Annotated in this window: 22 protein-coding genes; 8 read left to right on the forward strand and 14 right to left on the reverse strand. The window is 72.1% G+C overall.

The genetic code is table 11. The features are described 5' to 3' along the window. Nucleotides 1–115: 115 nt before the first annotated feature. Nucleotides 116–1,942, forward strand: a complete 1,827-nt coding sequence (locus EV187_RS12555) for a sigma-70 family RNA polymerase sigma factor (RefSeq protein WP_165391181.1) — start codon at nt 116–118, stop codon at nt 1,940–1,942. On the opposite strand, the gene EV187_RS12560 is transcribed toward EV187_RS12555, so the two are convergent. Further along, nucleotides 1,885–3,123, reverse strand: coding sequence for an MFS transporter (locus tag EV187_RS12560; RefSeq protein ID WP_130353426.1), 1,239 nt, complete (start codon nt 3,121–3,123; stop codon nt 1,885–1,887). The two genes, EV187_RS12555 and EV187_RS12560, sit on opposite strands and share 58 nt — an antisense overlap. 138 nt (nt 3,124–3,261) lie before the next feature. Here EV187_RS12560 and purU point away from each other — a divergent pair, with 138 nt between their 5' ends. From purU to EV187_RS12575, 3 genes are all read left to right on the forward strand, one after another. After that, nucleotides 3,262–4,134 (forward strand): formyltetrahydrofolate deformylase, encoded by an 873-nt coding sequence (purU, locus tag EV187_RS12565; protein WP_130353427.1) that lies wholly within the window; start codon nt 3,262–3,264, stop codon nt 4,132–4,134. Nucleotides 4,135–4,267: 133 nt separating this feature from the next. Continuing rightward, nucleotides 4,268–4,633: a YrdB family protein gene (locus tag EV187_RS12570; RefSeq protein ID WP_130353428.1), complete on the forward strand. Its 366-nt coding sequence runs from the start codon at nt 4,268–4,270 to the stop codon at nt 4,631–4,633. Nucleotides 4,634–4,655: 22 nt separating this feature from the next. Beyond that, nucleotides 4,656–5,129, forward strand: a complete 474-nt coding sequence (locus tag EV187_RS12575; RefSeq protein WP_130353429.1) for a DUF2867 domain-containing protein — start codon at nt 4,656–4,658, stop codon at nt 5,127–5,129. Nucleotides 5,130–5,141: 12 nt separating this feature from the next. Here the strand turns inward: EV187_RS12575 and EV187_RS12580 are convergent, their stop codons facing one another. Beyond that, complete coding sequence (locus EV187_RS12580) at nt 5,142–6,257, reverse strand: hypothetical protein (RefSeq protein WP_130353430.1); 1,116 nt, start codon at nt 6,255–6,257, stop codon at nt 5,142–5,144. A gap of 95 nt (nt 6,258–6,352) precedes the next feature. Between EV187_RS12580 and EV187_RS12585 the strand changes: the two genes are divergently transcribed. Continuing rightward, nucleotides 6,353–6,943, forward strand: coding sequence for a TetR/AcrR family transcriptional regulator (locus EV187_RS12585; RefSeq protein ID WP_130353431.1), 591 nt, complete (start codon nt 6,353–6,355; stop codon nt 6,941–6,943). 74 nt (nt 6,944–7,017) lie between these two features. Here the strand turns inward: EV187_RS12585 and EV187_RS12590 are convergent, their stop codons facing one another. From EV187_RS12590 to EV187_RS12625, 8 genes are all read right to left on the reverse strand, one after another. After that, nucleotides 7,018–7,803 carry a glucosamine-6-phosphate deaminase gene (locus EV187_RS12590; protein ID WP_130353432.1) on the reverse strand — a complete coding sequence of 262 codons (786 nt, stop codon included), beginning with the start codon at nt 7,801–7,803 and terminating at the stop codon, nt 7,018–7,020. Next, nucleotides 7,788–8,714, reverse strand: coding sequence for an ROK family protein (locus tag EV187_RS12595; RefSeq protein ID WP_130353433.1), 927 nt, complete (start codon nt 8,712–8,714; stop codon nt 7,788–7,790). Before EV187_RS12595 ends, EV187_RS12590 begins: the two co-directional genes overlap by 16 nt. Then, nucleotides 8,711–10,246 carry a glycoside hydrolase family 3 protein gene (locus EV187_RS12600; protein WP_130353434.1) on the reverse strand — a complete coding sequence of 512 codons (1,536 nt, stop codon included), beginning with the start codon at nt 10,244–10,246 and terminating at the stop codon, nt 8,711–8,713. Before EV187_RS12600 ends, EV187_RS12595 begins: the two co-directional genes overlap by 4 nt. After that, nucleotides 10,243–11,067 carry a carbohydrate ABC transporter permease gene (locus EV187_RS12605; RefSeq protein WP_130354059.1) on the reverse strand — a complete coding sequence of 275 codons (825 nt, stop codon included), beginning with the start codon at nt 11,065–11,067 and terminating at the stop codon, nt 10,243–10,245. The genes EV187_RS12600 and EV187_RS12605 overlap by 4 nt, the downstream gene beginning before the upstream one ends. A 98-nt stretch (nt 11,068–11,165) precedes the next feature. Next, entirely contained in the window at nt 11,166–12,158 is a 993-nt protein-coding gene (locus tag EV187_RS12610) for a carbohydrate ABC transporter permease (protein ID WP_130353435.1), read from the reverse strand. A gap of 162 nt (nt 12,159–12,320) precedes the next feature. Then, the gene (locus tag EV187_RS12615) at nt 12,321–13,586 is read right to left on the reverse strand and encodes an extracellular solute-binding protein (RefSeq protein WP_130353436.1); all 1,266 of its coding nucleotides are present in this window, start codon (nt 13,584–13,586) and stop codon (nt 12,321–12,323) included. A gap of 67 nt (nt 13,587–13,653) precedes the next feature. Next, on the reverse strand, nt 13,654–14,796 hold the full coding sequence (locus EV187_RS12620) for an ROK family transcriptional regulator (RefSeq protein WP_130354060.1): 1,143 nt from the start codon (nt 14,794–14,796) through the stop codon (nt 13,654–13,656). Between the two features lie 289 nt (nt 14,797–15,085). After that, entirely contained in the window at nt 15,086–16,303 is a 1,218-nt protein-coding gene (locus EV187_RS12625; RefSeq protein WP_130353437.1) for an NADP-dependent isocitrate dehydrogenase, read from the reverse strand. Between the two features lie 185 nt (nt 16,304–16,488). On the opposite strand from EV187_RS12625, the gene EV187_RS12630 reads away from it, so the two are divergent. Beyond that, nucleotides 16,489–16,941, forward strand: coding sequence for a GNAT family N-acetyltransferase (locus EV187_RS12630; RefSeq protein WP_130353438.1), 453 nt, complete (start codon nt 16,489–16,491; stop codon nt 16,939–16,941). A gap of 8 nt (nt 16,942–16,949) precedes the next feature. Next, nucleotides 16,950–17,264, forward strand: a complete 315-nt coding sequence (locus EV187_RS12635; protein WP_130353439.1) for an MGMT family protein — start codon at nt 16,950–16,952, stop codon at nt 17,262–17,264. Nucleotides 17,265–17,286: 22 nt separating this feature from the next. On the opposite strand, the gene EV187_RS12640 is transcribed toward EV187_RS12635, so the two are convergent. Together EV187_RS12640 and EV187_RS12645 are read right to left on the reverse strand one after the other, a co-directional pair. After that, nucleotides 17,287–19,080 (reverse strand): sensor histidine kinase, encoded by a 1,794-nt coding sequence (locus tag EV187_RS12640; protein ID WP_130353440.1) that lies wholly within the window; start codon nt 19,078–19,080, stop codon nt 17,287–17,289. Next, the gene (locus EV187_RS12645; protein ID WP_130353441.1) at nt 19,080–19,742 is read right to left on the reverse strand and encodes a response regulator transcription factor; all 663 of its coding nucleotides are present in this window, start codon (nt 19,740–19,742) and stop codon (nt 19,080–19,082) included. Before EV187_RS12645 ends, EV187_RS12640 begins: the two co-directional genes overlap by 1 nt. A 273-nt stretch (nt 19,743–20,015) precedes the next feature. On the opposite strand from EV187_RS12645, the gene EV187_RS12650 reads away from it, so the two are divergent. Beyond that, on the forward strand, nt 20,016–21,317 hold the full coding sequence (locus EV187_RS12650) for a type III PLP-dependent enzyme domain-containing protein (RefSeq protein ID WP_130353442.1): 1,302 nt from the start codon (nt 20,016–20,018) through the stop codon (nt 21,315–21,317). Between the two features lie 9 nt (nt 21,318–21,326). On the opposite strand, the gene EV187_RS12655 is transcribed toward EV187_RS12650, so the two are convergent. Both EV187_RS12655 and EV187_RS12660 read right to left on the reverse strand, forming a co-directional pair. Next, on the reverse strand, nt 21,327–23,135 hold the full coding sequence (locus tag EV187_RS12655; RefSeq protein WP_130353443.1) for an ABC transporter ATP-binding protein: 1,809 nt from the start codon (nt 23,133–23,135) through the stop codon (nt 21,327–21,329). Further along, a complete protein-coding gene (locus EV187_RS12660; RefSeq protein ID WP_130354061.1) occupies nt 23,132–24,943 on the reverse strand; it encodes an ABC transporter ATP-binding protein in 1,812 nt (603 codons plus the stop codon). The genes EV187_RS12655 and EV187_RS12660 overlap by 4 nt, the downstream gene beginning before the upstream one ends. Nucleotides 24,944–25,406 lie beyond the last annotated feature (463 nt).

Genomic DNA, 25,406 nt, shown 5'->3' on the forward strand with positions numbered 1-25,406 from the left:
ATGACGCGTGAATTCGGAAAATCTGCTGGAATGGTCGAACCCCGCGACGCGCGTCATGATCCGCCCCGTTCCACGTCTCTTCCGTGACGCCCGCGAACCCGAACCTGGAGGCGATGTGCCACCCCTGCGCACCGACCTGTCCGACGGGGCGCTCATCGAGCGCACCCGTCGCGGCGATCGCACCGCCTATGGCGAGCTCTGGCAGCGCCATGCGGGTTCCGCTCGCACGGTCGCGCGCTCGTACAGCTCGCTCGACCCCGACGACCTCGTGGCCGAGGCGTTCACGAGGATCTACGACGCGATCCTCGCGGGGCGCGGTCCGACCGGCGCGTTCAGGCCCTACCTGTTCACGACCATCCGGAACACCGCCGCGAGCTGGGGTCGCGCGCGCCGGGAGACGAACCTCGAGACCCTCGAGTCGTTCGAGGATCCGGCGACGAGCGAGTCCGCCACGCTGGACGCGCTCGACCGCTCCACCACGGCGCAGGCGTTCCGCTCGCTGCCCACCCGATGGCAGGAGGTGCTCTGGTACTCCGAGGTCGAGGGCATGGCGCCGCAGCAGGTCGCTCCGCTCATCGGCATGAGCGCGAACGCGACGGCCGCCTTGGCCTACCGCGCGCGCGAAGGACTCCGCCAGGCGTGGATCCGGGCGCACCTGCGCAACCCCGAGAACGACCCCGAGTGCCGTTGGACGATCGACCGGCTCGGCGGCTACACACGCGGACGGCTCCGTGGTCGCGACACCACCCGCCTCGAGGCGCACCTCGACGACTGCGCCCGTTGCACCATCGTGGCCGCCGAGGCTCGCGAGGCGGGCTCGCGTCTCGCCCTCGTCCTGCTGCCGCTCGCCGCGGGCATCGGCGGCGCCACCGCCTACTCGGCGTGGCTCTCGTCGGGTCTGCCCGCGGTGAACGTCGCGCTCGGCGCCGCATCGGGCGCGGGAGCCGCGTCGGGCGCGGGAGCCGCCTCGGGCGCGGGAGCCGCCTCGGGCGCCGGAGCCGCCTCGGGCGCCGGAGCCGCCTCGAGCGCGGGAGCCGCCTCGAGTGTTGCGGCCGCCGCGGGCGCGACCGGCGGCGTCGGCGCCGGCGGCGTCGCCATCGGTGCGGGCGCCGGCGCCCTGGTCCTGGCCGCCGCCGTGGCCGCCATCGTCGTCGTGCCGACCCTCGCCACGGCGAACCAGGAGCGGCCGCCCACCGCGGTCGTCGCCGAGGCCGACCCGGGTGCCGGTGCGAAGCCGGCCGGGCCGGCGGATGCGTCCCCGCCCGTGCTGCCCGACCCGGCCCCGCCCGTCGCGGGTGGAACCGAGGCGTTCGACGAGGACGCCGGCGCCGACCTGCCCGACGGCGATGGAGCTCCCGCGGCGCCATCCGCGCCCGTGGCGCCCTCGCCCGCACCCGCGCCGACCCCCACGCCGACGCCGGAGCCGGTCGACGACCTCGCCCTCCCACCCGCGTTCTCGGCCGACTCGGCGGGCGGACTGGTGGACCCGATCCTCTCGGGCAGCGCCGAGCCCGGCGCCTCCGTGGCCGTGACGGCCGTCGACGGCAGCGCGTGGAGCACGACGGCCGACCCGTCCGGAGCCTGGACGCTCGTCGCCGACGGACTCCCGGCGGGCGTCTCGCAGCTCGCGGCCTCGCAGACCGACGTCGCCGGCAACGTCTCGGTGCCGGGCCCGCCCGTCACGGTCGAGCTCGCGAGCCCGATCCTCGAGCTGCGCCGGAGCGGCACCCACGTCGTGCACGGCACGTTCACCGGAGTGCCGGGCGCTGCCGTGCAGCTGCTGATCGACGGCACGACGGTGGGTACCGCGACGCTCGACGGTTCGGGATCCGCGGGACTCCTCGGCGTGGGCTGGGTCGACGACGGCAGCGTGGTCGAGGTGCGCTACGCGGTCGACGGCCGCACGGGCCCGGTCTCCATCGCCGTGGTCGAGCGGACCTGACGGGCGCGTCGCGCGGCGTCGGCGACGAGCACCAGCGCCACCGCGACGAGCACCACGGCGTACACCAACGGCAGGCTCTGCACGCCCACGCGTTCGAACAGCACCGCGCCGACCAGGGCCCCGCCGCCGATGCCGACGTTGAAGGCGGTCGTGTAGAGCGCACTGGCGGCGTCGCGCTGGCGCGCGGGCGTCGCCTGCAGGAGGCGCGTCTGGAGCAGCGGCGGGATGGCGCCGAACGCGAGGCCCCACACGGCGAACGCGAGGAGCGAGGGCACGACGCCGGGTGCGAGACCGAGCACCACCAGGGCGGCGGCCGCCAGCGCCATCGCCGCGAGCATCGCCCGGTCGGCCCGGCGTGCGAGCGGCGAGCCCGCGACGACGAGTCCGAGCGCGCCGGTGATGCCGTAGACGAGCAGCAGCGGGCCGACGGCGCCGGCGGACAGGCCGACGACCTCGGTGATGAGCGGAGCGACGTACGTGAACACGGCGTACTGGCCGAGCATCGTCGCCGCGGTGATGCCGCTGACGAGGAGCACGGGCCCGAGCGCCACGTCGCCGCGACGGAATCGCGCGGCGGTGGCGCCGGGCTCGGTCGCGACCCGCGGCAGGAACCGCCACACGGCGAGCGCACCGGCGAGCGTGAGCCCGGCCACGATCGCGAACACCGGTCGCCAGCCGAGCGCCTGCCCGAGCACCGTCGTCGCGGGCACGCCGGCGACCAGCGCGAGCGTGCCGCCGCCGAGGGTCACGGACACGGCGCGGCCGATCTGGCCCTCGGGCACGAGCCGAGCGGCGTAGGCGGCGACGATCGCCCAGAAGAGGCCGTGCGCCACGCCGCCGACGATGCGCACGGCGACGAGCATCCAGTACTCGGGCACGAACGCGGAGGCGAGCGTCGTGAGTCCGAGCACGGCGAGCACGGCGACGAGGAGCCCGTGCCGCGGCATCCGGCTGGTGAGCGCCGTGAGCGGCGTCGACGTGATGACGACGGTGAAGGCGAAGACCGACATGAGCAGCCCGATGAAGGGCTCGGCCACGCCGAGGCCCCCGCTCATCTCTGGCAGCAGCCCGGTGGGCAGCATCTCGATCGTGATGGACAGGAAGACGCCCGCGGCCAGCATGAGGAGGCCCGGCCAGGGCAGGCGTGGTGCGCGCACGCGCGCGGATTCGGTGACGGACATTGGGGGATGTCTCTCCGACGGCGTTCCCCGTGCGGGTGCATTCACCGCGCGGGTCGACTACGCGCTCATGTGCGCGCCCAGGGCCGTGCGCTGTCCGCCGACCACTGGCCAGTCTACAGGACGCACTACTCTGGGCGGATGACCACGGATGCCGCCCCCGCCCACCTGTTCCACTGGGTCGTGACGCTCGCGTGCACCGACGGGCCCGGCATCGTGCACGCCGTGAGCGGTGCGATCGTCGCCGCGCGGGGCAACATCACCGAGAGCCAGCAGTTCGCGAGCGTCGACACCGGTCGCTTCTTCATGCGCGTGCAGGTGGAATCGCCCGCCGGCCGCGCCGAGGTCGAGGCCGCGCTCGCGCCCGTCGTCGAACGCTGGGACATGACCTGGCATCTCGACGAGGTCGGCCGTCCGCTGCGCACGCTCGTGCTCGCCTCGACCGCGGGCCACTGCGTCAACGACCTCCTGTTCCGCCAGCACGCCGGCCAGTTGCCCGTCGAGATCCCGCTCGTGCTCTCCAACCACGGCACCCTGCGCGACCTGGTCGACTTCTACGGCGTGCCGTTCGAATCGCTCGCGGTCACGGATGCCGCGTCGAAGGCGGCGTTCGAGGAACGGGTGCTGGCCGCCGTCGATCAGCACGACATCGAGCTCGTCGTGCTCGCCCGGTACATGCAGATCCTGACGCCGGGGCTCTGCGACGCCCTCGCCGGCCGGTGCATCAACATCCACCACTCCTTCCTGCCCGGGTTCAAGGGCGCGAACCCCTACCGCCAGGCGCACGCCCGCGGCGTGAAGCTCATCGGCGCCACGGCGCACTTCGTCACCAGCGACCTCGACGAGGGACCCATCATCGAGCAGAACGTCGTGCGCGTCGACCACTCGCGCAACGTCGCCGAGCTCGTCGCGATCGGCCAGGACGAGGAGAGCCGCACCCTCTCGCAGGCGGTGAAGTGGTTCGCCGAGCGCCGGGTGCTGCTCGATGGGGCTCGGACGATCATCTTCCGCTGATGCCGCGCCGGCGATCCGGCCACGACGGCGATCCGACCGCGGCGGCGATCCGACCGCGGCGGCGATCCGACCCGTGGGTGATCCGACCGGTAGGTGATCCGACCGCCCTCCGAGCGAACTAGGCTGGACTGCCGTGAGCAACGCAGTGCCGAACGAACCCCAGCCGAGGATCGGCCCGAACGACGTCCTCCGCTTCTTCCTGGAGCTCTTCGCGTTCGTGACGCTCGGGATCTGGGGCTTCGTCGCGTTCCCGCTCCCGTGGCCGGGCGTGCTGATCGGCCTCGGTGCGCCGGCGCTCGCCATCCTGCTCTGGGCGCTGTTCAACTCCCCCAAGGCGGTCTTCAAGGTCGACCCGTTCGGGCAGGCGCTCGTCGAGATCGCGGTGTTCTCCGCGGCCGCCCTCGCCTGGTGGATGATGGGCCAGCCCGTCGTCGCGGTCGTCTTCGCGATCGTCGCGGCGGTGAGCGGCATCCTGCACGGGCGCAAGCAGCTCGGCTGAACGCCGGCGCTAGGGTCGGAGCATGCCCGCCGACGACGCGCCCGCGTTCCGCAGCCTCGCGCTCGACGCGATCCCGCGGCCCGACCACGTCGACGTGATCGCCGTCGCACTGCCTCCGGGGTCGACCACCGACCCGACGGAGTGGACGCGCACGATCTTCTCTGTCGCGTCGACGCCCGTCTGGGTGCGGGTCCTCTTCGGGCTCCGCCAGCTGCTCGTCCCCCTCATCGGGGTGCGCCCAGGCGATCCCGATGCCGCGTTCGCGGTGCGGCGGGTGGTGGGCGAGGAGGCGCTCGTCGCGGCATCCGACCGGCACCTCGACTTCGCGGCGGGCATCGGCGTCGACGCGGAACGGCGCCTCGTTCGACTGGTCACGGTGGTGCGGCTGCACGGATGGCGCGGCCGGCTCTACTTCGCGCCGGTCGCACTCGTGCACCCCGCCGTCGTGCGGTCGATGATGCGTCGAGCGGCCCGGCGACTGGCGCCGGGCCGCTGACCGCTCTCGCGTTCAGGCGGTGACGCGATGCTCGCTGTCGGCGGGCCGCCCGGCGTCGAGCGACTCGGCGTCGCCGATGGCGTCGGCTTCGGCGTCCGACTCCGCGCCGCCCGCCGTGCGGAAGTGGCCGATCAACGAGAGCAGGATGCCGCCGGCCGCCCACGCCGCGAGCACGAGCCACGGGAAGGTGGTGTCGGCGGCGGGGAAGTACGACAGCTCCCGCATGAGGGTCGCGGCGGCCCCGGGCGGGAACCACTGGCCCACCTCGCCCCACGGCGCGAGGATGAACTCCTTCGGGATCGCGGCAGCGGAGATGGGGTTCGCGATGAGCAGCATGATGATCGGGCCGAGGGCGATGCCGGGCCGACCCATGAGGGCGACGAACCCGGTGATCGGGGCCGCGATCGCAGCGAGGGCGAGGGCGATGCCGGCCGAGTTCAGCCAGTAGTCGCCCTGGAGGGCCCCGAACCAGCCCTGCAGGATGGCGGCCAGCAGGAGCCCGCCCACGGCCGAGTAGACCAGCACCGCGGTCACGCGGCGCATCGCCCCGATGATCGCGAGCGAGATCGCGATGCCGCCGAGCATGCCGCCCAGCACGAGCGGGAAGAGCGCGGCGGTGAGCCCGGTGCCGCGCGGATCGCTGTCGGCGAGCGGCACGACGTCGGTCGCCGCGACCTCGATGTGCGGCGGAGCGGCGGGAGCGCCGGCGGCCTCCGCCGCGGCGGCGGCCTGCACGTTGACGCCCTCCTCGAGCGACGCTGCGACTCCGGTGAGCAGTTGCGACACCGGGAGGCTGGATGCCGACGAGGTGAGCACCTCGGGCTCCGGCCCGAGCACGATGGCGCCGTAGGCTCGGCGCGTCTCGATCGCCTCGACGGCGGCGTCGCGATCGTCGACCTCGACGAACGAGATGGCGCCGGGAGCCTGCTCGTCGACGGCCTGCTCGGCGGCCGAGATCGCCAGGGCCGGCCCCGTGATCGCGACCGGGAGGTCCTTCGGCTCGGCGGTGACCGACGGCCAGGCGAAGGCGAGCACGATGACGGCGACGACGCCCACGAGGGCCAGGGCGATACCCAGCACCTTGCCGATGGGGGTGCGTGCCGTGGTGGCATCCGGATGGCCGGTCATGGTGTCCTCCAAGAAAGCGAATGTTCGTTCTTTATCAGGATCGACCCATCGGCTAGCCTTGTCAAGGAACGAGCGTTCGTTTTTCTGGAGGTCCGATGCCGAAGGTCACCGAGGCGCACCGTGCCGCCCGACGCGACGAGATCGTGGGGGCGGCGCTGCGATGCTTCGCCGCCAAGGGCTACCAGCGCACGTCGATGGCCGACGTGATCGAGGAGTCCGGGCTCTCGGCCGGCGCGATCTACGGCTACTTCGCGGGCAAGCAGGAGCTCTTCGCCGCCGTCGCGGCCCGCGTGCTCGAAGCGCGCCGGGGTGAACTCGACGCACGGCGCGCGCACGGCGCGCCGCTCGTGCCCGGGCAGGTGATGGCGACCCTCATCGACGGCATGCGCCACGAGCCCTTCGGCCACGTGATCGTGCAACTGTGGGCCGAGGCCGCCGTCGACCCCGAGATGCGCGGGCTGGTGCAGTCGGTGCTCACGCGCGTCAGGGACACCGTGCGCCCGCGACTGGTCGAGTGGGCGTCGGCCGAGCCCGGTCGTGTCCAGGGCGACCCCGAGGAATGGGCGACGCGGGTGCTCCCCGTCGTGCTCGGCGCCGTGCCCGGCTTCATGATCCAGCGCGAGATCGCGGCGGACTTCGACGAGGAGGCGTTCCTCCGCGCGCTTCCCGAGGTGTTCCCGCACTGACCGGGCGGGGTCGTACCCCGGTGACGTGGGCCGCCTCCGTCAGCGACGAGCGGCGATCGCGAGCCCGACGCTCGTCAGATGCCCTGCCAGCCCGGCTTGTTCGCCCAGGCGTGGCGGTAGTAGTCGAGGTTCACCAGCTCCGAGGCGGCGGCCTCGTCGACGATCACGGTCGTGTGCGGATGCAGCTGGATGGCGGATCCGGGCTGGCTGGCCGAGACCGGTCCCTCGACCGCCGCGGCGACCGCGTGCGCCTTCGCCTCGCCGAACGCGAGGAGCACCAGGTGCCGCGCGCGCAGGATGGTGCCGATCCCCTGCGTGATGCAGTGCATCGGCACCTCGTCGGGCGAGTCGAAGAACCGCGCGTTGTCGGCCCGGGTCGCCTCGGTGAGCGTCTTCACGCGTGTGAGCGAGGCCAGCGACGAACCGGGTTCGTTGAAGCCGATGTGACCGGTGCGACCGATGCCGAGGATCTGCAGGTCGACCCCGCCGGCGGCGGAGATCGCGGCCTCGTAGTCGCCACCCGCGTGCTCGATCGTGGCCGGGTCGCCGTTCGGCACGCGCACGAGCTCGGGCGTGAGGCCGAGCGGCTCGACGACCTCGCGCATGATCACGGCGCGATAGCCCTCGGGATGCCCGGCGGGCAGGCCGACGTACTCGTCGAGCGCGAACCCGCGCACGCCGCGCACGTCGATCGCATCCGCCGCGATGCGCGCCGCGAGTGCCCGATAGCTCGCGAGCGGCGTCGAACCCGTCGCGAGGCCGAGCACGGCGTCGGGCTTCGCGCGGATGAGCGAGACGATCGCATCCGCGACGAGGGCGCCCGCGGCGTCCTCGTCGGCGACGATCACGACTTCAGCCATTGGTGTTCTCCTACGAGGGCGGCGCCCACGGCGGCCGCCGGGAATCCGAGCGGGATGACCTGCACGCGCGACGGGAGGTCGAGCGAGGCGAGGAAGGCCGAGTCCGTGGCCCACTCGCTCAGGATACGGCGGGCTCCGGCCAGCAGCGGGTCGCCGAGCGCGGCGAGCCCGCCGCCGATCACGACGTCGTCGACGTCGGCCGTGAGAACGAGCAGGCGCACCGCGGCCGCGACGCCGGTGAGGAATCGCTCCCGCACCGCGATCGCCCGGTCGTCGCCCGCCGCTGCGGCGGCGAAGAGCTCCTTCGCCGGAAGCGGGCCGTCGGTCGGCCACATGCGCGCGATCGCGGAGCCCGAGGCGAGCGTCTCGAGGCATCCGCGCTGGCCGCAGGTGCACACCACCCCGGCCGGGTCGACGGGGATGTGCCCGATCTCGCCCGCCACGCCGTGTCCGCCACGCAGCAGGCGTCCGTCGAGCACGATGCCCGCCGCGAGCCCCGTGCCGAGGTTGAGGTACGCCATCGAATGGGCTCTGATGCCGTCGGCGACGCCGAGGAGGTGGTGCGCGCCGACCGCGGCCGCCTTCACGTCGTTCTCGACGGTCACCTCGACGCCGAGCCGGTCGGCGAGTCGCGGGCCGAGGTCGAGCCCCTCGAGCCCGAGGTTCACCGCGTGGGCGACTCGCCCGGTGCCGCTGTCCACGGCGCCGGGGATGCCGATGCCGATGGACGCGAACGACGAGGCCTCCACCCCGGCGAGCTCGGTCATCCGCTCCACGGTCCGCAGGGCCGTCGCGACGACCTCCTCCGCCCCGAAGCCGGTGGGCATGCGGAACTGGTCGCTGAGCTCGCCGTCGGCGCCGATCGCGACGGCGGCCGTCTTGGTGCCGCCGATGTCGATGCCGAGTCTCACGGCACGTCCGCCGTGACGAGTCCCGCCGACTCCGCGACGAGGGCGATGAGCGCCCGGCCGACGAGGCGGGACGCGCCGAACGTCGCGACGTCGGCGAGTGCCCGGTCGTCGGAGGGCCACCCCATGTCGACGGTCACCACGTCGTCGCGCACGGCGCGCAGGGCGTCGATCGCGGCGACGGCGAACGGATGCCGGTGCAGGTCCCTGCCCACCACGAGCACCGGCCCGCGCAGGGCGGCCGGGTCGGCGAGCGGGGCGTCGGGGTCGACCTGCAGCACGTCGGCGTCGTCGAGCCACGTCGGCTCCCCCGGCGCGGCCGCGACCGCGAACGGTCCCCACGGCGCGACGCCGACGGCGATGCTCGCGACCGTGTCGATGCGCACGACGGTGCGCACGGGCCCGGATGCCGCGAGGCGCGCGCGCGCGGCCTCGGTCAGCTCGAACGCGGCGGCGATGCGCGCCAGGTCGGCGGCCGTGTGGGCCGGGTCGATGCCCGCCGCCGATGCCGCCGCGGGGAGGGCGGGCGCCGAGGCGCCGAGCGCGCGCACGCGGGCGGCCGCCTCGCGGACCCGCTCCGCGGGCAGGCGCCCGGATTCGACGGCCGCGGCGATCGCCGCGACGATCCCGTCGAGCTGCTCGGCGGTGTTGTCGCTGCCGATGCAGAGCAGGTCGCAACCGGCGGCGAGGGCGCGCACGGCCGCCTCGGGGATGCCGTGCACGCCGCTCGCCCCCTGCATGTCGAGGGCGTCGGTGACGATGACGCCCTCGAACCCCAGCTCCCCGCGGAGCAGGCCGTGCACGATGCGCGGGGAGAGGGTGGCGGGCTGCTCCGCGTCGAGCCGGGGCAGCAGGATGTGGGAGGTCATGATCGTGCGGGTGCCGGCCGCGATGGCGGCGCGGAACGGCACGAGCTCCCGCTCGCGGAGCGTCTCGAGCGGCAGGTCGACCACCGGCAGCGCGAGGTGCGAGTCCGTCGCCGTGTCGCCGTGGCCCGGGAAGTGCTTCGCGCTCGCGGCGACGCCGGTCGACTGGAGTCCGCGCACCCATGCCGCCGCGTGGCGGGCCGCGAGCGCGGGATCGGCGCCGAAGCTCCGCACGCCGATCACGGGATTGTCGGGGTTGGAGTTCACGTCGACGTCCGGCGCGAACGCGACGGTGCACCCCGTGGCGACGAGCGCCTCGCCGACCGCGCGGGCGACCCGCTCGGTCAGTTCGGGGTCGTCGATGCGGCCGAGCAGCGCGTTGCCCGGATACGGCGCGCCGCGGTCGTAGAAGAGGCGCGTGACGTCGCCGCCCTCCTCGTCGATGGCGATCACCGCGAGCGGGTTCGCGGCTCGGAGCTCGGCGTTGAGCTCGCGGAGCTGGCCGGCATCGGCGACGTTCTGCCCGAAGAGGCACACGCCGCCGAGACCCTCCGCGAGGCGGCCCAGCACCCAGGCGGGCGCCACGGCGCCGTCGAATCCCGGGAGCAGTGTCGTGAGGATGTCCCGGTGCAGGTCGCTCCCCGCACCGGTCCCGTGGTGCTCGGTCATCCCTTGACGGCCCCGCTCACGAGGCCGCTCGTCATCCGGCCCTGAACGAGGAGGAAGAAGACGATCACCGGGATGGCCATGAGGGTCGAGCCGGCCATGATCGCCGCCCAGTTCGTGGTGCCGTTGGCGACGAGGTACGTGCGCAGCCAGACGGGGAGGGTCATCATCTCGGGGCGGGCGTTCAGCACGAGCGCCATGATGAACTCGTTCCACGCCTGGATGAACCCGAACACGCCGGTGGCGATGAGGCCGGGCGCGAGCAGGGGGAACGTCACGCGCCAGAAGGCGCCGGCGCGGGAGCATCCGTCGATCATGGCGGCCTCCTCGAGCTCAGCCGGCACGCCGTTCACGAAACCGCGGAGCGTCCAGATCGTGAACGGCAGCACGGTCGCGATGTACACGAGCGTGAGGCCGATGATCGTGTTCAGCAGGTGCCAGCCGTCGATCACCCGGAAGACCGAGACGATCATCGCCTCGCCCGGGATCATCTGGATGACGAGGATCGCGATGATGAAGGCGCGCCGGCTCCTGAAGCGGAACCGCGTCACCGCGATCGCGGCGAGGAACGCGAAGACGAGCGCGATGATCACCGTGAGGATCGTGATCACGAGCGAGTTGCCGGCCGCGGGCAGGAACGGGGTGCGACCCGGGTCGAACAGCACGGTCGCATAGTTGCGCAGCGTGAACTCCTCGGGCCAGAAGTTGACGTCGGAGCCGCGGATCTCGTTGTTCGGCTGGAACGACGTGTTCACCATCCAGTAGACGGGGAACACGAAGAACAGGAAGAGCAGGATCGAGACGGCGCTGAGGACCCACGTCATGACGCGGCGACGACCGCCGCCGGTACGGCGGGCGCTGCGCGACGACGCTCCCTCGGCGGCGGAGCCGACGACCGGTCGGGCGGGTGCGACGGTGGCGCTCACGGCTCCTCCTCCTTGGTGACCTGGCGGACGTAGTAGATCGAGATGGACATGAGCAGGATCGCGGTGATCACGGCGATCGCGCCGCCCTGGCCGAAGTCGCCGCCGGCGATCGACGTCTGGTAGATGTACACGCCGAGCGTGTTGGTGAGGGCACGGATGCCGCCGATGTCCTGCAGCGCGAAGATCTGCGTGAACACGCGGAGATCCCAGATGATCTGCAGGATCGTGACGATCAGGAAGATCGGCTTCAGGTAGGGGAAGATGATCAGCCGGAAGCGCTTGAACCCGCCCGCGCCGTCGAGCTGCGCGGCTTCCAGCACCTCGTCGGGCACCTGCGTGAGGCCCGCGTAGAGCGTGAAGGCCACGAACGGCACGGCGCCCCAGACGATGATGATGCCGGCCACGAGGAAGAAGCTCAGCGGATCGATGAGCCACGAGTGCTGGAAGAACTCCTCCATGCCGAACCAGTTGACCAGGATGTAGTTGACGACGCCGTAGGCGGTGTCGAACATCCAGCCCCAGACGACCGTCGCGGTGAGGGCCGGCATCGCCCACGCGAGCAGCATGCCCACCGAGAGCAGGATGCGGAATCCCTTCGGAAGCCGCATCATCATCAGCGCGATGAGGGTGCCGAACACCATCGTCAGCACCACGCAGGCCGCGGAGAAGGCCAGCGTGCGCAGCAGAACGGCGTAGAAGACGGGGTCGGTCAGGACGTTCGCGTAGTTCTCGAACCAGACCCACTCGGGCGGTGCGCCGAAGACCTGGGCGCGCCCGAACTCCTGGAACGAGGTGACGATGAGCTGGATGAGCGGCCAGCCGGTGATGAGGGCCAGCACGATGATCGCCGGGGTCAGCAGCGAGTACGGCGTGAGGCCGCCTCGGATGCGCCGGATGCGGCGCCCGGCCGGCTTCGGCTGCGGCGCCATCATGCGTTCGCCCTCGAACGCGCTGGGCGCCGGATCGAGGTCGCGGTGGACCGTGGTCATGGTGGTGCTCCTGGAGGATCGAGGGGTTCGGGGAGCGGACGGTGGGGCCCGCTCCCCGATCCCCGGAAGGCGACGGGTGCGTTCGTCGCGCTCCCGGGCTTGCGGTGCGGTGCGGCGGCGGATGGGGGATGCCGCCGCACCGCGCCAGCCGGACGGATCCGGCTAGCTGTTGAGGATCGCCTCGATCTCCTCGTCGGCGGCCTCGGCGAGCGCCGTGATGTCGCCGCCCTGCGCGATGTTGACGAACAGGTCGGTCAGGATGCCCGACGCCTCGACGTCGGCCCAGTTCGGCGACGCCGGCGTGAGCTTGGCGTTGCCGGCAGCAGCCGCGATCGCCTGCGCGACCTCGTCGGTGCCGAGGGTGTCGGCGAGCGAGAGCTTGGCGGGAACGAGGCCGTTCTCACCGTAGATCGTCTGGAACTCGTCGGAGAGGATGATCTCCAGCGCGCTCAGGGCGAGCTCGGGGTGAGCCGACTTCGCCGAGATGCCGATGTTCGAGCCGCCGGCGAAGACCTGCGCGGCACCGCCGTCCATGCCCGGGAGGGCGTAGACACCGAGGTTCTCCTCCTGGTCGGGGCAGCCGGGCGCCTCGGCGTCGGCCGGGGCGAGGATCGACCACTTGACCCAGCTCGGGGCCGAGATCTGCAGCGACGTGCCGTCGCAGAAGCCGACCTCGGGGCTCGTCTCGTTGCCGTCCTTGGGTGCGGACGAGGCGGTCGTCATGACCTCCTGCACCTGCGCGAGGCCGGCGAGCGATTCCTCGCTCGAGAGCTGCGCGTCCCACTCCTCGCCATCGGCGACGGCGATCTCGCCGCCGTTCTCCCAGATGTAGGGCAGGGCGTTGTACCAGTCCTGGCCGGGCCACCAGATGCCCGACTTGCCGGGGTTGGCCGCGGCGAGCGCCTGCGCGTTCGAGATGTACTCGTCGAGCGTCGTCGGAACCGTCAGGCCGGCCGCCGCGAGGGCGTCCTTCTTGTAGAACACGAGGCGGGAGCCCGAGTAGAGCGGGGCGGCGTAGAACTTGCCGTCATAGCTGCCCGCCTCGACGAAGCCGGGGAGCAGGTCGTCGCCGCCGAGCGTCTCGTACTCGTCGGTCAGGTCGAGGAACGCGCCCGCCGACGTGAAGGCCGAGGCCTGGGTGTTGCCGACCTCGACGACGTCGGGGCTGTCCGAGCCGGAGAGGCTCGTGGTCAGGCGGTCGACGAGGCCGTCCCACGCCTGCTCCTCGATGACGAGGGTCGAGCCGGGGTTCTCCTTCTCGAAGGTGTCCACCAGGTACTCGCGCGCCTCGTCGGGCGTGTCGGTGCCGACGAGCCACACGCGGATCTCGGCGCCGTCGTCGGAGGCACCGGTGCCTCCGGAGGTGGCACAACCGGCGAGGGTGAGCGCAGCAGCGGCGCCGAGCGCCACGATGCCGAGTTTCCTCATTGTCGTTTCCTTTCATGGGGTGAGGGAAACAGCGGGGGTTCGCTGCGCCCTTGGTGCGTGGAGTCCCTCACGAGACTCCGAGTTGTCCGGAGAGGACCATGACGGCCGCGCCGCGGAGGACGACGTCCTCCGCCTGCTCGGTCATCCGGAGCCTCAGATCACGGTTGTGTTCCGCCATCGTCCGCGTCCGGAGCGTGTCGACGGTCGCGTCGTGGAGCGCGCCGTCAAGCAGTTCGGCGGGGCCGCTGAGCACGACCTCCGACAGGTTGAGCGCCCCGACCACCGGCGCGAGCACGATGCCGAGCCGGCGTCCGGCCTCGGCGAGGATCTCCTCGCGAGCGGATGCCGCGTCGGCCGCTTCCGGGTCGAGGGCATCGAGCTGGGCGGTGAGCCGGGGCACGGCGAGCCACGCCTCGAGGCATCCGTGCTTGCCGCAGGCGCAGCGGGGACCGCCGTCGGTGCCGACGACCACGTGGCCGATCTCGCCGGCCGCGAAACCGCCGCCGATCACGGGCCGGCCGCCGATGATGAGGCCGGCGCCGACGCCGTGGCCCACCTTCACGAGCAGCAGGTCGTCCTGGTGGGAGGATCCGTGCTCGGCGAGCACCGCCACGTTGGCGTCGTTCGCCACGTGCACGGGCAGCTCGAACTCGTCGTGCAGGCGGGCCTGCAGGTCGACGTCGGTCCATCCGAGGTTGGGTGCGGAGCGCACCACGCCGAGCGGGTCGACGACACCGGGCGAGCCGACGCCGATGCCGAGCACCGGGGTCTCGGTGCTCGCGAGGAGCCGGCGGACGAGGTCGGCCACGAGGACGACGGCCGCGTCGCCGGTGGCGCCGTCGAGGGCGACCTCGGCACGCGACACGATGCCGCCGTCGAGGTCGACGACCGCGCCGAGGAAGCGCTGGTGCTCGGAGAGGTCGACGCCCACGATGTGGAACGCGGCGCGGTCGACGTCGATGAGCGTGGCGGGCTTGCCGGGGCGGGCGTCCTCGCGCTGACCGAGCTCGATGACGAGGCCCTCGGCGATGAGGCCGGCCACGAGGTCGGAGATCGTGACCCGGGTCAGGCCGGTCTGGCGCGCGACATCCGCACGGCTCTGCGCACCCGAGGTGTAGAGCGTCTGCAGCACGAGCGCGCGGTTGTGGCTCCGCGCGTGCTCGGGGAGCACCTTGCCGGTGGGGCGCAGGGCACGGGCCCGCGTGAACATCGGCGCGCCGCCGAACGGCACGGTGAGCACGTCGGCGCCCGCGTTGGGGATGCCGCCCTCGCTGACCTGGCTTCGTCGCGCTTCCGTCGTCACGTTTGTTAGTAAAGCTTACGAACAAACTGGACGCAAGTGCGCCGTGCCATTTCGCCGGGGTGTTATCGAGTTGTGATCCTGGGCCCTCCGCCGGTGATCGGGGCCCCGGGCCACGGCCGCGCAGGCAGGTCGCCGTGGCGGCCGTGAACGGCGAAGGGGCCGGATGCCGCGGCATCCGGCCCCTTCGAGCACTGCGTCAGGCGGCGATGCGCGCCTTGAGGTTGTCGGAGAGGGTCTGCAGGAACTCCTCCGTGGTCTGGTACGGCTGGTCGGGGCCGACGAGGAGCGCGAGGTCCTTCGTCATGGCGCCGGACTCGACGGTCGTGATCACGACGTCCTCGAGGGTGTGCGAGAAGTCGATGAGCTCCTGGTTGCCGTCGAGCTTGCCGCGGTGCGACAGGCCGCGCGTCCACGCGTAGATCGAGGCGATCGGGTTCGTCGAGGTGGGCTTGCCCTGCTGGTGCTGGCGGTAGTGGCGCGTGACGGTGCCGTGCGCCGCCTCGGCCTCGACGACCTTGCCGTCGGGCGTGGCGAGCACGGAGGTCATCAGGCCGAGCGAGCCGAAGCCCTGCGCCACGGTGTCGGACTGCACGTCGCCGTCGTAGTTCTTGCAGGCCCAGACGTAGCCGCCCTCCCACTTGAGGCTCGCGGCGACCATGTCGTCGATGAGGCGGTGCTCGTAGGTGAGGCCGGCGGCGTCGAACCGCTCCTTGAACTCGGTGTCGAAGACCTCCTGGAACAGGTCCTTGAAGCGGCCGTCGTAGGCCTTCAGGATCGTGTTCTTCGTCGAGAGGTACACCGGGTAGTTGCGGTCGAGGCCGTAGTTGAGCGAGGCCCGCGCGAAGTCCCTGATCGACTCGTCGAGGTTGTACATGCCCATCGCGACGCCCGAGCCCGGGGACTGGAACACCTCGAACTGCTGGGGCTCCGAGCCGTCCTTCGGGGTGAAGGTCATCGTGAGGGTGCCCTCGCCCTCGAAGCGGAAGTCGGTCGCGCGGTACTGGTCGCCGAACGCATGGCGGCCGACGATGATCGGCTTGTTCCAGCCGGGCACGAGGCGCGGGATGTTCGAGATGATGATCGGCTCGCGGAAGATCACGCCGCCGAGGATGTTGCGGATGGTGCCGTTCGGCGAGCGCCACATCTTCTTCAGGCCGAACTCCTCGACGCGCGCCTCGTCGGGGGTGATCGTGGCGCACTTGACGCCGACCCCGTGCTTCTGGATCGCGTGCGCGGCGTCGATCGTGATCTGGTCGTCGGTCTCGTCGCGCTTCTGGATCGAGAGGTCGTAGTACTCGAGGTTCACGTCGAGGTACGGGTGGATGAGCTGGTCCTTGATGGCCTGCCAGATGATGCGGGTCATCTCGTCGCCGTCGAGCTCGACGACCGTGCCTTCAACCTTGATCTTGGACAAGTCGGTTCTCCTTGGATCTCTCGTGGGAATGGGGAAGTCTGTGGGCGGACACGCCGCCTGCCAGCTTACCGCGTCGGCGGGATATCTCGACATCGAGACAGTTGCAGGCCGATCGGCGCCTCCGACGGCAACTGCCCGCCGGGGCGGCTACCTGCCGCGGGGCGCCACAGGTTAGCCTTGGCAGCATGGCTGATCTGCGACTCGAAGAACTGAACGCGACGAACATCGTGGCCGCGAACAACCTGTCGCTGAAGCCCGGACAGGAGCAGTTCATCGCTCCGGTCACCTACTCGGCCGAGTCCTCGGTCGTGAACCCCGACACCGCGTGGCAGCGCGTCGCGCTGCTCAAGGAGAAGGTCGTCGGCTTCATCCACGGCAACTTCGACCCCGAGAACTCGCACGAGGAGTTCCGGGCCTGCATCTGGCGCATCAACGTCGACGCCGAGGTGCAGGGCAAGGGCGTCGGCCGGTTCCTCGCGCAGGCGCTCGCCGAGGAGGCGAAGCGCCGCGGCTTCGACCGCATCACCGTGCTCTGGGAGCCGGGCGAGGAGGGGCCCGAGGCCTTCTTCCACCGCATCGGCTTCGTCGACGTCGGCGAGACCGCCTACGGCGACGTGATCGGCGCCCTCGAGCTCTGACCGAGCGGATGCCGCAGCACCCAGCCGGATTCGTCGAGGCCGTGCTCGCCGTGGTCGACGACATCCCGCCGGGGTGCGTGGCGACCTACGGCGACGTCGCCGCCATCCTGGGCTCACGCGGCGCGCGGGCCGTCGGCCAGGTGATGGCGAGGTACGGCTCGGAGGTCCCGTGGTGGCGCGTCGTGCGCGCCGGGGGCCGTCCGCCGGCGGGTCATGCCGCCGCGGCTCGCCCGCGCTACGAGGCCGAGGGCACGCCGATCGTCGCGACGTCCGACGATGACGGCTACCGCATCGCGATCGCGCGGTGCCGCTGGCGCCCGTGAGGGCTCCGCACGCAGGTCGTGGTCACGGCTCGAGCGGCGCTCCGAGCGGGATCCGCATGGTGAGCGTGGTGCCCGCCCCCGGCGGGCTCTCGAGTTCGAGCGTGCCGCCGACCGCGTCGACGCGGTCGCCGATGCCGAGCATGCCCGTGCCCGCCTCGAGCGAGGCGCCGCCCGCCCCGTTGTCGCGCACCACGAGCTGGAGCTCGTCGTCGACGACGTGGGCGCGCACCCAGGCCCGACTCGCCCCCGAGTGCTTCGCCACGTTGGCGAGCGCCTCGGCGAGCACGAAGTAGGCGGTCGACTCGATGAGCTCCGGCAGGCGCCCCTCGGCCTGCACGTCGACCTCGACCGGCACGGGGCACCGCCCCGCGAGCTCGGGCACGGCGAGGGCGAGGCCGCCCGACGAGAGCAGGCTGGGGTGGATGCCGTGCGCGAGCTCGCGAAGCTCCCTGAGCGCCATGTTCAGCATGGTGATGGTGCCCTCGAGCTCCGTCGCGAGCTGCACCTCGTCGGTGTCCCGCGCGGTGTTCGCGGCGAGCCGCAGTCGCATACCCAGCGACACCAGGTGCTGCTGGGCGCCGTCGTGCAGGTCGCGCTCGATGCGCCGCCTCGCCTCGACGCCCGCTTCCACGATGCGCTGGCGCGACTGGCGGACCTGCTCGAGGGTGCGCTCGATCTCGGAGCGCAGGCGCCCGTTGTCGACCGAGAGCCGTAGGGCGCTGGACACCCCGTCCAGGAGTCGCATGTTGTCGGTGAGCACCCGGTCGTGCCGGATGAGGGCGATCGGCGCGCCGAGCGGCGATGCCACGGGCAGGATGCTGTGGCTGCCGCGCGGGTTGGCGTCGGCCGGCTCGATGGGGGTTCCCGCGGCATCCGCGTACCTGCCCCGCTCCTCGTCCCACCAGTAGACGCGCACGGACGCGTCGCGGAGGGTGCGGGCGAGCGACTCGGCCCAGAGGCCCCGGTCGGCGCCCTCCCGGGTGATGCGCATGAGGTCGGCGACCCGCGCGCGCATGTTGCGGGCGTGGGCCACGCCCGCGTCGAAGCTCACCGGGATGGAGGCCATCGCGATGAGCGAGACCGTGGCCAACACGGTGTCGGCCGTGCTCGCGGTCGCGTAGGTGACGACCTGCGCCGCGAGCGTGACTGCCCACACGAAGAGCGCGAGGGGCATCAGGAACGCGACGGTGCGTGCGGGCACGCTCGCACGCACCCAGCGCACGAGCAGGCGTGCGGCGATGACCAGGGCGAGCGCACCGCCGACCACGCGGTAGCCGTTGTCGATGAGGGAGAACAGCGCCGGCGCATCGGCCACCTGGTAGGGGTTCGGACTGACGCAGTCGCAACCGACGTCCTGGGGGCCGGCGAGCAGGACCACCCCGAGCAGGTTCACGAGCGAGGCGACCAGGGCGATCCCCGCGATCCAGCGGTCGAACCGGTCGCCGAGGTACCCCTTCGGATAGACCATCACCAGGATGCCCGCGATCACCGCCCACCAGAGGTCGACGCCGCGCACGATCGGCCACAGCCAGTCGATGCCGCCGATGACGTAGTAGATCGACTGCGGGATCCACAGCACGACGAACGCCACCATGAGCCGCGGCGGAACCCGGGTGGGACTGATCCGCCACGCCACGCCCGCGCACGCGGCGAACACGAGCGGCACGATCGCGTGCAGCGTCGTGTACGACACCTCTGGGCGATCCTCGACGGGCGTCGCCTGGAAGCCCGCGATCTCCATCCACAGGCTGAGCGCGACGACGGCGACGATGACGGCGGTGCGCCTGGCGATCCGGCCTTTGCGGCCGGGAGCCATCACCGTTCGCCGAGGAGCGTGAGCACGGCGAGCACGCGACGGTGATGCTCGGGCGACTCCTCGAGGTCGAGCTTCTGCAGGATGCTCCGCACGTGCGTCTCGACCGTCTTCAGGCCGAGGAAGAGGGTCTGGGCGATGCCGCCGTTGGAGTACCCCTGCGCCATGAGCTCGAGCACCGAGCGCTCCCGCTCGGTGAGGCGCGAGAGCGGGTCGTCGGCGCGGGTGCGCTTGACGAGCTGCTCCACGACCTCGGGGTCGACGACCGAGCCGCCGGATGCCACCGTCTCGACCGCGCGCACGAGCGTCTGCGGTTCCGAGACCCGCTCCTTCAGCAGGTACCCGGTGCCGCTTCCCGCCTGCATGACGCGCAGCGCGTACTCGGGGGTCGCGTACATCGACAGCAGGAGCACCCCGATCGTCGAGCCCTCGGCGCGCATCGCCTCGAGGGCGGTGATGCCCTCATCGCGGTAGGTCGGCGGCATCCGGATGTCGAGCACCGCCGCGTCGATGCCGCCGCCGCGGACCACCTCGAGCAGCTCGTCGCCGGTGCCCACCGACGCGACCACGTCGATGCCGCCGCCCTCGAGCACCTTCGCGATGCCCTCGCGGAGCAGGAGCGCGTCGTCGGCGATCGCGACGCGCAGGGGCCGAGCGTCGTCCATCGCACCTCCGTCCGATGGCAGGGGCGACCGTTCGGGGGTCGCCACCCGCCTCTGCCGAGGGTATCGCGTCGGCCGTCCCGGCCGTCGGTCCCAGTTCTGGGGGTATTCGAGCCCTCGTCCGGGATTCAGTGACAGCACCCACGGGCTCGGGGTGGCCGCCCGGATCCGGCCGGGTCGGTGCCCCGCGAGGATCGCGTCATGTCCACCATCGATCGCGTCCGGACCATCCGGAGGCCGGCTCGCCTCCGAACCACACCGGGAAGGGACACCCCGATGACCACCGCACTCGCAGAACGATCCCGCCGCATCGCGACGCGGGTCGCCCGCACCACCTCGGCACTCCACGACGGGCCGGCGCCCGAGCTGCCGCCGCACCGCGAGCTCGCGCGACGCGAGCTCGCCGCCTACGCCTCCCGCATCCACCTCACCGACCTGGTGCGCGAGCACGGCAGCCCGCTCTTCGTGGTCGACGTCGACCGCGTGACCACCCAGCTGCTCGCGCTGCGGCGCGAGCTGCCCGAGGCGCAGATCCACTTCGCGACCACGTCGCTCCCCCACCCCGCCGTGATCCGGGCGGTCGACGCCTTCGGCGCGAGCTTCGGGGTCGCATCCCGCGGCGAGATCGACCTGCTCGAGCGCGAGGGCGTGGCGATCGGTCGGTGCCTGCACGCGAACCCGGTCAAGTCCGTCGCCGACATCACGGGCGCGTACCTGCGGGGCATCCGCACCTTCGTCGTCGACCGCCCCGACGAGGTGGCGAAGTTCCGGGGCCTCGCGTCGGACTACTCCGTGCTCATCCGACTGTCGTTCCCGAACCCCCGCGCGACGGCCGACCCCTCGTCGAGCTTCGGCATCGCCCCCGAGGAGGCCGGCGGCCTCGTCGAGCACTGCCTGCGCGCGGGGCTGCGCGTGTCGGGCTTCACCTTCCACGTCGGCAGCCAGACCGTGTCGGCGGCACCGTGGGTGCACGCCATCCGCCGCACCCTCGCGCTCATGCGCCGGCTCGAGCACGCCCACGGCATCCGCTTCGACACCCTCGACCTCGGCGGCGGCTTCCCGGTCGAGTACGACGAACCGGTGCCCTCGCTCGGCGAGCTCGCCCGCGGCATCCGCGCTGCGCTCTCGGCCGCCCCGAGGCGGTACCGCATCATCATCGAGCCGGGGCGGTTCGTCGCTGCTCGGGCCATGACGCTCGTGACGCGGGTCGTGGGCACCGCCGACCGCCTCGACGGCCGCTGGGCGTACCTCGACGAGGGCGTCGACGGCGCCTACGCGAACATCCCGGCCGAGGACGTGCACGCGCTCGTCTTCGCCGGCTCCGAGCTCGACGTGCAGCCGCCGGCCGACGAGACCGGCGAACGCGCGACCCGACGACTGCGCGACCACCGTCGCGAGCCCGTCACGCTCGCCGGCCCGACCGCCGACGGCGTCGACGTCGTGGCGCGTCGCCTCCCGCTCCCGCCGCTCGCGGTGGGCGACCTGCTGCTCAGCCCGATGATGGGCGCCTGCACCGCCACCACCGCCGCCGGGTTCAACGGCATCGCGCCGACGCCCATCGTCGTGGTCCCGTCCTGAGCCGCACGGTCACACGAGCGAGTCGCGCCACGCCGCGTGCAGGGCCGCGAACCGCCCGGACCCGCCGATGAGCTCGGAGGGTGCGCCGTCCTCGACGATGCGGCCGTGCTCCATCACGAGCACGCGGTCGGCGATCGCGACCGTCGACAGGCGGTGCGCGATGATCACGGCGGTGCGGTCGGCCAGCAGCGACTGCAGGCCCTCCTGCACGAGGCGCTCGCTCGGGATGTCGAGCGAGGAGGTCGCCTCATCGAGGATCAGCACCGCCGGGTCGGCCAGGAACGCGCGCGCGAACGAGATCAGCTGGCGCTGCCCCGCGCTCACGCGCCCGCCGCGCTTGTTCACGTCGGTGTCGTAGCCGTTGGGCAGCCCCTCGATGAACTCGTGCGCGCCCACGGCCTTCGCGGACGCCACGATCTCGTCGTACGACGCGTCGGGCCTGCCGAGCGCGATGTTGTCGGCCACCGACCCCGAGAACAGGTACGCCTCCTGCGTGACCATGACGATCGCGCGGCGCAGGTCCTTCGGGTGCAGCGACCGGAGGTCGACCCCGTCGAGGTCCACCACGCCGTCGCTCGGGTCGTAGAACCGGGCGATGAGCTTGGCGAGGGTCGACTTGCCCGCACCGGTCGACCCGACGAGCGCCACCGTCTGCCCGGCGGGGAGGTCGAGGTCGAAGCGCGGCAGGACCACGCGATCGGGCGTGTAGGCGAACTCCACGCCCTCGAACCGGACGTGCCCGCGCGCCTTCCACAGGTCGACCGGGTGCGCCGGGTCGGGCACGCTCGGCTCCTCCTCGAGCACGCCAGAGATCTTCTCGAGCGCGGATGCCGCGGACTGGTAGGAGTTGTAGAACATCGCGAGCTCCTCCATCGGGTCGAAGAAGCGCTTCGTGTAGAGCACCGTGGCGAGCAGCACGCCGACCTCGAGGGCGCCGTCGACCACCCGGAATCCGCCCACCAGCAGCACGACCGCGACCGCGATGTTGCCGATGAGGGCGAGCGACGGGTTGTAGACGGCGAACAGCCCGAGCACGCGCGCGTTCACGTCGCGGTAGTCCTCGACGAGGTCGCCGAACTCCCGCTCGTTGCGGCGCTGGGTGCGGAACGCCTGCACCGCGCGGATGCCCGTCATCGTCTCGACGAACTTCACGATGAGGCTCGCGCTCGCGACGCGGGAGCGGCGGAACATCTTCTGCGAGCGCACCTGGAACCACCGCGTGAGCAGCGCGAGCGGCACGAGCGTCGCCAGGAGCACGAGCCCCGACACCCAGTCGAGCCACACGAGCGCGATCGCGGTGAACACCATGTAGAGCACGCCGCGCACGAGCTGGTTGATTCCTTCGTCGAGCAGCTCCCGGATCGCGTCGAGGTCGCTCGTCTGTCGCGAGATGATGCGTCCCGACGTGTACGACTCGTGGAACTCGAGCGAGAGCTTCTGCGTGTGCAGGAACACGCGCGTGCGCAGTTCGATGAGCACCGCCTGGCTGATGCGGGCGGCCAGGCTGATGTACCACGCGATGAGGAACGCGCCGACCGCGCCGGTCACGAGGTAGGCGAGCCCGGCGAGCCCGACGGGCATCCAGTCCTGCTGCATGAGCGCCGGCAGTCCCTGGTCGATGCCGTACGCGATGATCGCCGGGCCGGCGACCTGCGCGGCCGTGGACACGACGATGATCGCCAGGGTGAGCCAGAGCTGCGCGCGCAGCGGTTGCAGCAGCGACCCGAGGAGACGCAGGCTGCGCGTGCGGATCTGGCGGGACTCCGCCGTGGTGTACTCGTGGCGCTCCTCGCCCTGCACGCCGGTCACGGTGCTCATCGGATCGCCTCCTTCCGTTCGGCCGGTTCGACCGTTTCCATCGGTTCCGCGTCGTCGATGAGGTCGGATGCCCCGGCCTGCTCGCGTCGCTCCTCGTCCTCGAGGCTCGAGATGACGAATCGGTAGTGCTCCGACTCGCGCAGGAGCTCCGAGTGCGTGCCGACCGCCGTGATGCGGCCCTCCTCGAGGAGGGCGACCCGGTCGGCGAGCATGACCGTCGACGGGCGGTGCGCGACGATGAGCGCCGTCGTCGACGACAGCACGTCGCGCAACTCCGCCTCGACCCTCGCCTCGGTCGCCACGTCGAGCGCCGACAGCGGGTCGTCGAGCACGAGCACCGCTGGCTTCGCCGCGACGGCCCGCGCGAGCGCGAGGCGCTGCCGCTGGCCGCCCGAGAGGCTCATGCCCTCCTCCCCGACCTTCGTCGCGACGCCGTCGGGCAGGCCGTGGACGAACCCGGCCTGCGCGATGCGCAGCGCCTCGTCGAGCACGCGGTCGGCCTCCGCCCGCGTCGCCGGGTCGTCGCCCGCGAGTTCGGGGCGGCCGAGCAGCACGTTGTCGCGCACGGAGGCGGAGAACAGCGTGGCGTCCTCGAACGCCATCGCGATGTGCGTGCGCAGCTCCTCTCGCGTGAGCGCTCGCACGTCGACACCGTCGAGGGTCACCGAGCCCGACGTCACGTCGTAGAGGCGGGTGGTGAGGGCCGTCATCGTCGTCTTGCCGCAGCCGGTGAGCCCGACGAGCGCCATGGTCTCACCGGGTCGGAGCACGAGGTCGATCCCGTCGAGGAGGTCGCCGAAGCGTTCGGGCGAGTCCTGGTAGCGGAAGTGCACGGCGTTGAACGCGAGCTCGCCGCGCGGACGCTCCACCGACACGGAACGTGCCGGATCGGTGACCGAGTTCTCGCTGTCCATGATGTCGAAGAACCGGTCGGTCGCGGTGCGCGCGTCGAGCGAGAACGCGAGCAGGAACCCGATCGACTCGATCGGCCACGCGAGCACCGCGGCGGTGGCGAAGAAGGCGACGAGCTGGCCGACCGTGAGCTCCCCCTGCGACGCGAGCCAGACCCCGAGCACGAGGCAGATCGACAGGGCCACCGTGGGCACGATGAGGATCCAGACCCAGATGTTCGCATCGAGGCGGGCCTTCTCGATCTCGGTCGACCGCAGCTGCTCCGCCTGCGCGCGGAACGAGCTCAGGGCGTGCTTGCCGCGGCCGAACGCCTTCAGCACCCGGATGCCGTGCACCGACTCCTCGACCGCCGTGGCGAGGTCGCCCGACTGGTCCTGGCTCCGGCGGGAGACCTCCGAGTAGCGGCCCTCGAAGCGGTAGCCGACGATCCAGAGGGGCACGGAGCACACGAGGTACACGAGGCCCAGCACCCAGCTCATCGAGATGAGGATCGCCGCGCCGACGAGGATGACGACGAGGTTCATGACGAGCAGCACGAGGCCGAACGCGAGCCACCGGCGGATGAGCCCGAGGTCGCTCACCGCGCGGGAGAGCAGCTGGCCGCTCGGCCAGCGGTCGTGGAAGCTCACGGGGAGGTCCTGCAGCTTCGCGTACAGCGCGTTGCGCATGCGCGCCTCCACGCGCGTGGTCGGCGTGAGCACGAGCCAGCGGCGCAGGGCGAACATCGCCGCCTCGCCGGCACCGAGCGCGAGCACGAGCAGCGAGAGCGGCACGACCGCCTCGCGGTCGCCGTCGGCGAGGGGGCCGTCGACGATCGACTCGAGCACCTGCGGGATCGCGAGCGCGATGAGCTGCGCGACGAGGTAGGCCGCCATGCTGCCGACGATGGCGATCATGGCGGGGCCGACGTAGGTGCGCAGCCTGAAGAGTGCGCGCACGGTGCCGACGCGCGCCGGAGAGGGGTCGTGGTGGTGCGGGGTGGCGGACAAGCCGGTTCCTTCCGGAAGAGCGTCGTGGCGTCCTCGTGGGACGTCGGACGACGTGTCTGATCGAGCGGACGCGCGCGCGCTGGCGGCGTCGGGATGCGGGGATACCGCGGAATGTGCAGGCTGCGCCTGCGGGGCTGGGGCGGAAGCTACCCGGAGATGCCCTCGGCGGGGAGGACCGGACGGGCAGCGCCGTCGACCGCGACCTGGCGGGCGTAGCTGTCTGTCTGCATGGTGTCCTCCTGCGTCGTCGTCTGCGAACCCTCACGGCCACCGGGTGTCGCGCGATGGCCAGCCCTTCAGACTAGGGGGTGGGAGCGCTCGCGTGCAAGACCGGCTTCCCCGATAGGCTGTGCGAATTCGTCGGCGCGCG

Origin of the sequence: Agromyces ramosus, assembly GCF_004216665.1 — a bacterium.
GTDB classification, from domain to species: domain Bacteria; phylum Actinomycetota; class Actinomycetes; order Actinomycetales; family Microbacteriaceae; genus Agromyces; species Agromyces ramosus.

Coding starts and splice junctions, on each gene's coding strand:
- purU (WP_130353427.1), top strand. CDS start 3,262: ATGACCACGGATGCCGCCCCCGCCCACCTGTTCCACTGGGTCGTGACG.
- EV187_RS12610 (WP_130353435.1), bottom strand. CDS start 12,158: ATGACCACGGTCCACCGCGACCTCGATCCGGCGCCCAGCGCGTTCGAG.
- EV187_RS12605 (WP_130354059.1), bottom strand. CDS start 11,067: ATGACGTGGGTCCTCAGCGCCGTCTCGATCCTGCTCTTCCTGTTCTTC.
- EV187_RS12630 (WP_130353438.1), top strand. CDS start 16,489: ATGGCTGATCTGCGACTCGAAGAACTGAACGCGACGAACATCGTGGCC.
- EV187_RS12615 (WP_130353436.1), bottom strand. CDS start 13,586: ATGAGGAAACTCGGCATCGTGGCGCTCGGCGCCGCTGCTGCGCTCACC.
- EV187_RS12560 (WP_130353426.1), bottom strand. CDS start 3,123: ATGTCCGTCACCGAATCCGCGCGCGTGCGCGCACCACGCCTGCCCTGG.
- EV187_RS12645 (WP_130353441.1), bottom strand. CDS start 19,742: ATGGACGACGCTCGGCCCCTGCGCGTCGCGATCGCCGACGACGCGCTC.
- EV187_RS12600 (WP_130353434.1), bottom strand. CDS start 10,246: ATGACCGAGCACCACGGGACCGGTGCGGGGAGCGACCTGCACCGGGAC.
- EV187_RS12580 (WP_130353430.1), bottom strand. CDS start 6,257: ATGACCGGCCATCCGGATGCCACCACGGCACGCACCCCCATCGGCAAG.
- EV187_RS12660 (WP_130354061.1), bottom strand. CDS start 24,943: ATGATCGCCATCGTCGGCAGCATGGCGGCCTACCTCGTCGCGCAGCTC.
- EV187_RS12650 (WP_130353442.1), top strand. CDS start 20,016: ATGACCACCGCACTCGCAGAACGATCCCGCCGCATCGCGACGCGGGTC.
- EV187_RS12635 (WP_130353439.1), top strand. CDS start 16,950: ATGCCGCAGCACCCAGCCGGATTCGTCGAGGCCGTGCTCGCCGTGGTC.
- EV187_RS12655 (WP_130353443.1), bottom strand. CDS start 23,135: ATGAGCACCGTGACCGGCGTGCAGGGCGAGGAGCGCCACGAGTACACC.
- EV187_RS12640 (WP_130353440.1), bottom strand. CDS start 19,080: ATGGCTCCCGGCCGCAAAGGCCGGATCGCCAGGCGCACCGCCGTCATC.
- EV187_RS12620 (WP_130354060.1), bottom strand. CDS start 14,796: ATGTTCACGCGGGCCCGTGCCCTGCGCCCCACCGGCAAGGTGCTCCCC.
- EV187_RS12575 (WP_130353429.1), top strand. CDS start 4,656: ATGCCCGCCGACGACGCGCCCGCGTTCCGCAGCCTCGCGCTCGACGCG.
- EV187_RS12590 (WP_130353432.1), bottom strand. CDS start 7,803: ATGGCTGAAGTCGTGATCGTCGCCGACGAGGACGCCGCGGGCGCCCTC.
- EV187_RS12585 (WP_130353431.1), top strand. CDS start 6,353: ATGCCGAAGGTCACCGAGGCGCACCGTGCCGCCCGACGCGACGAGATC.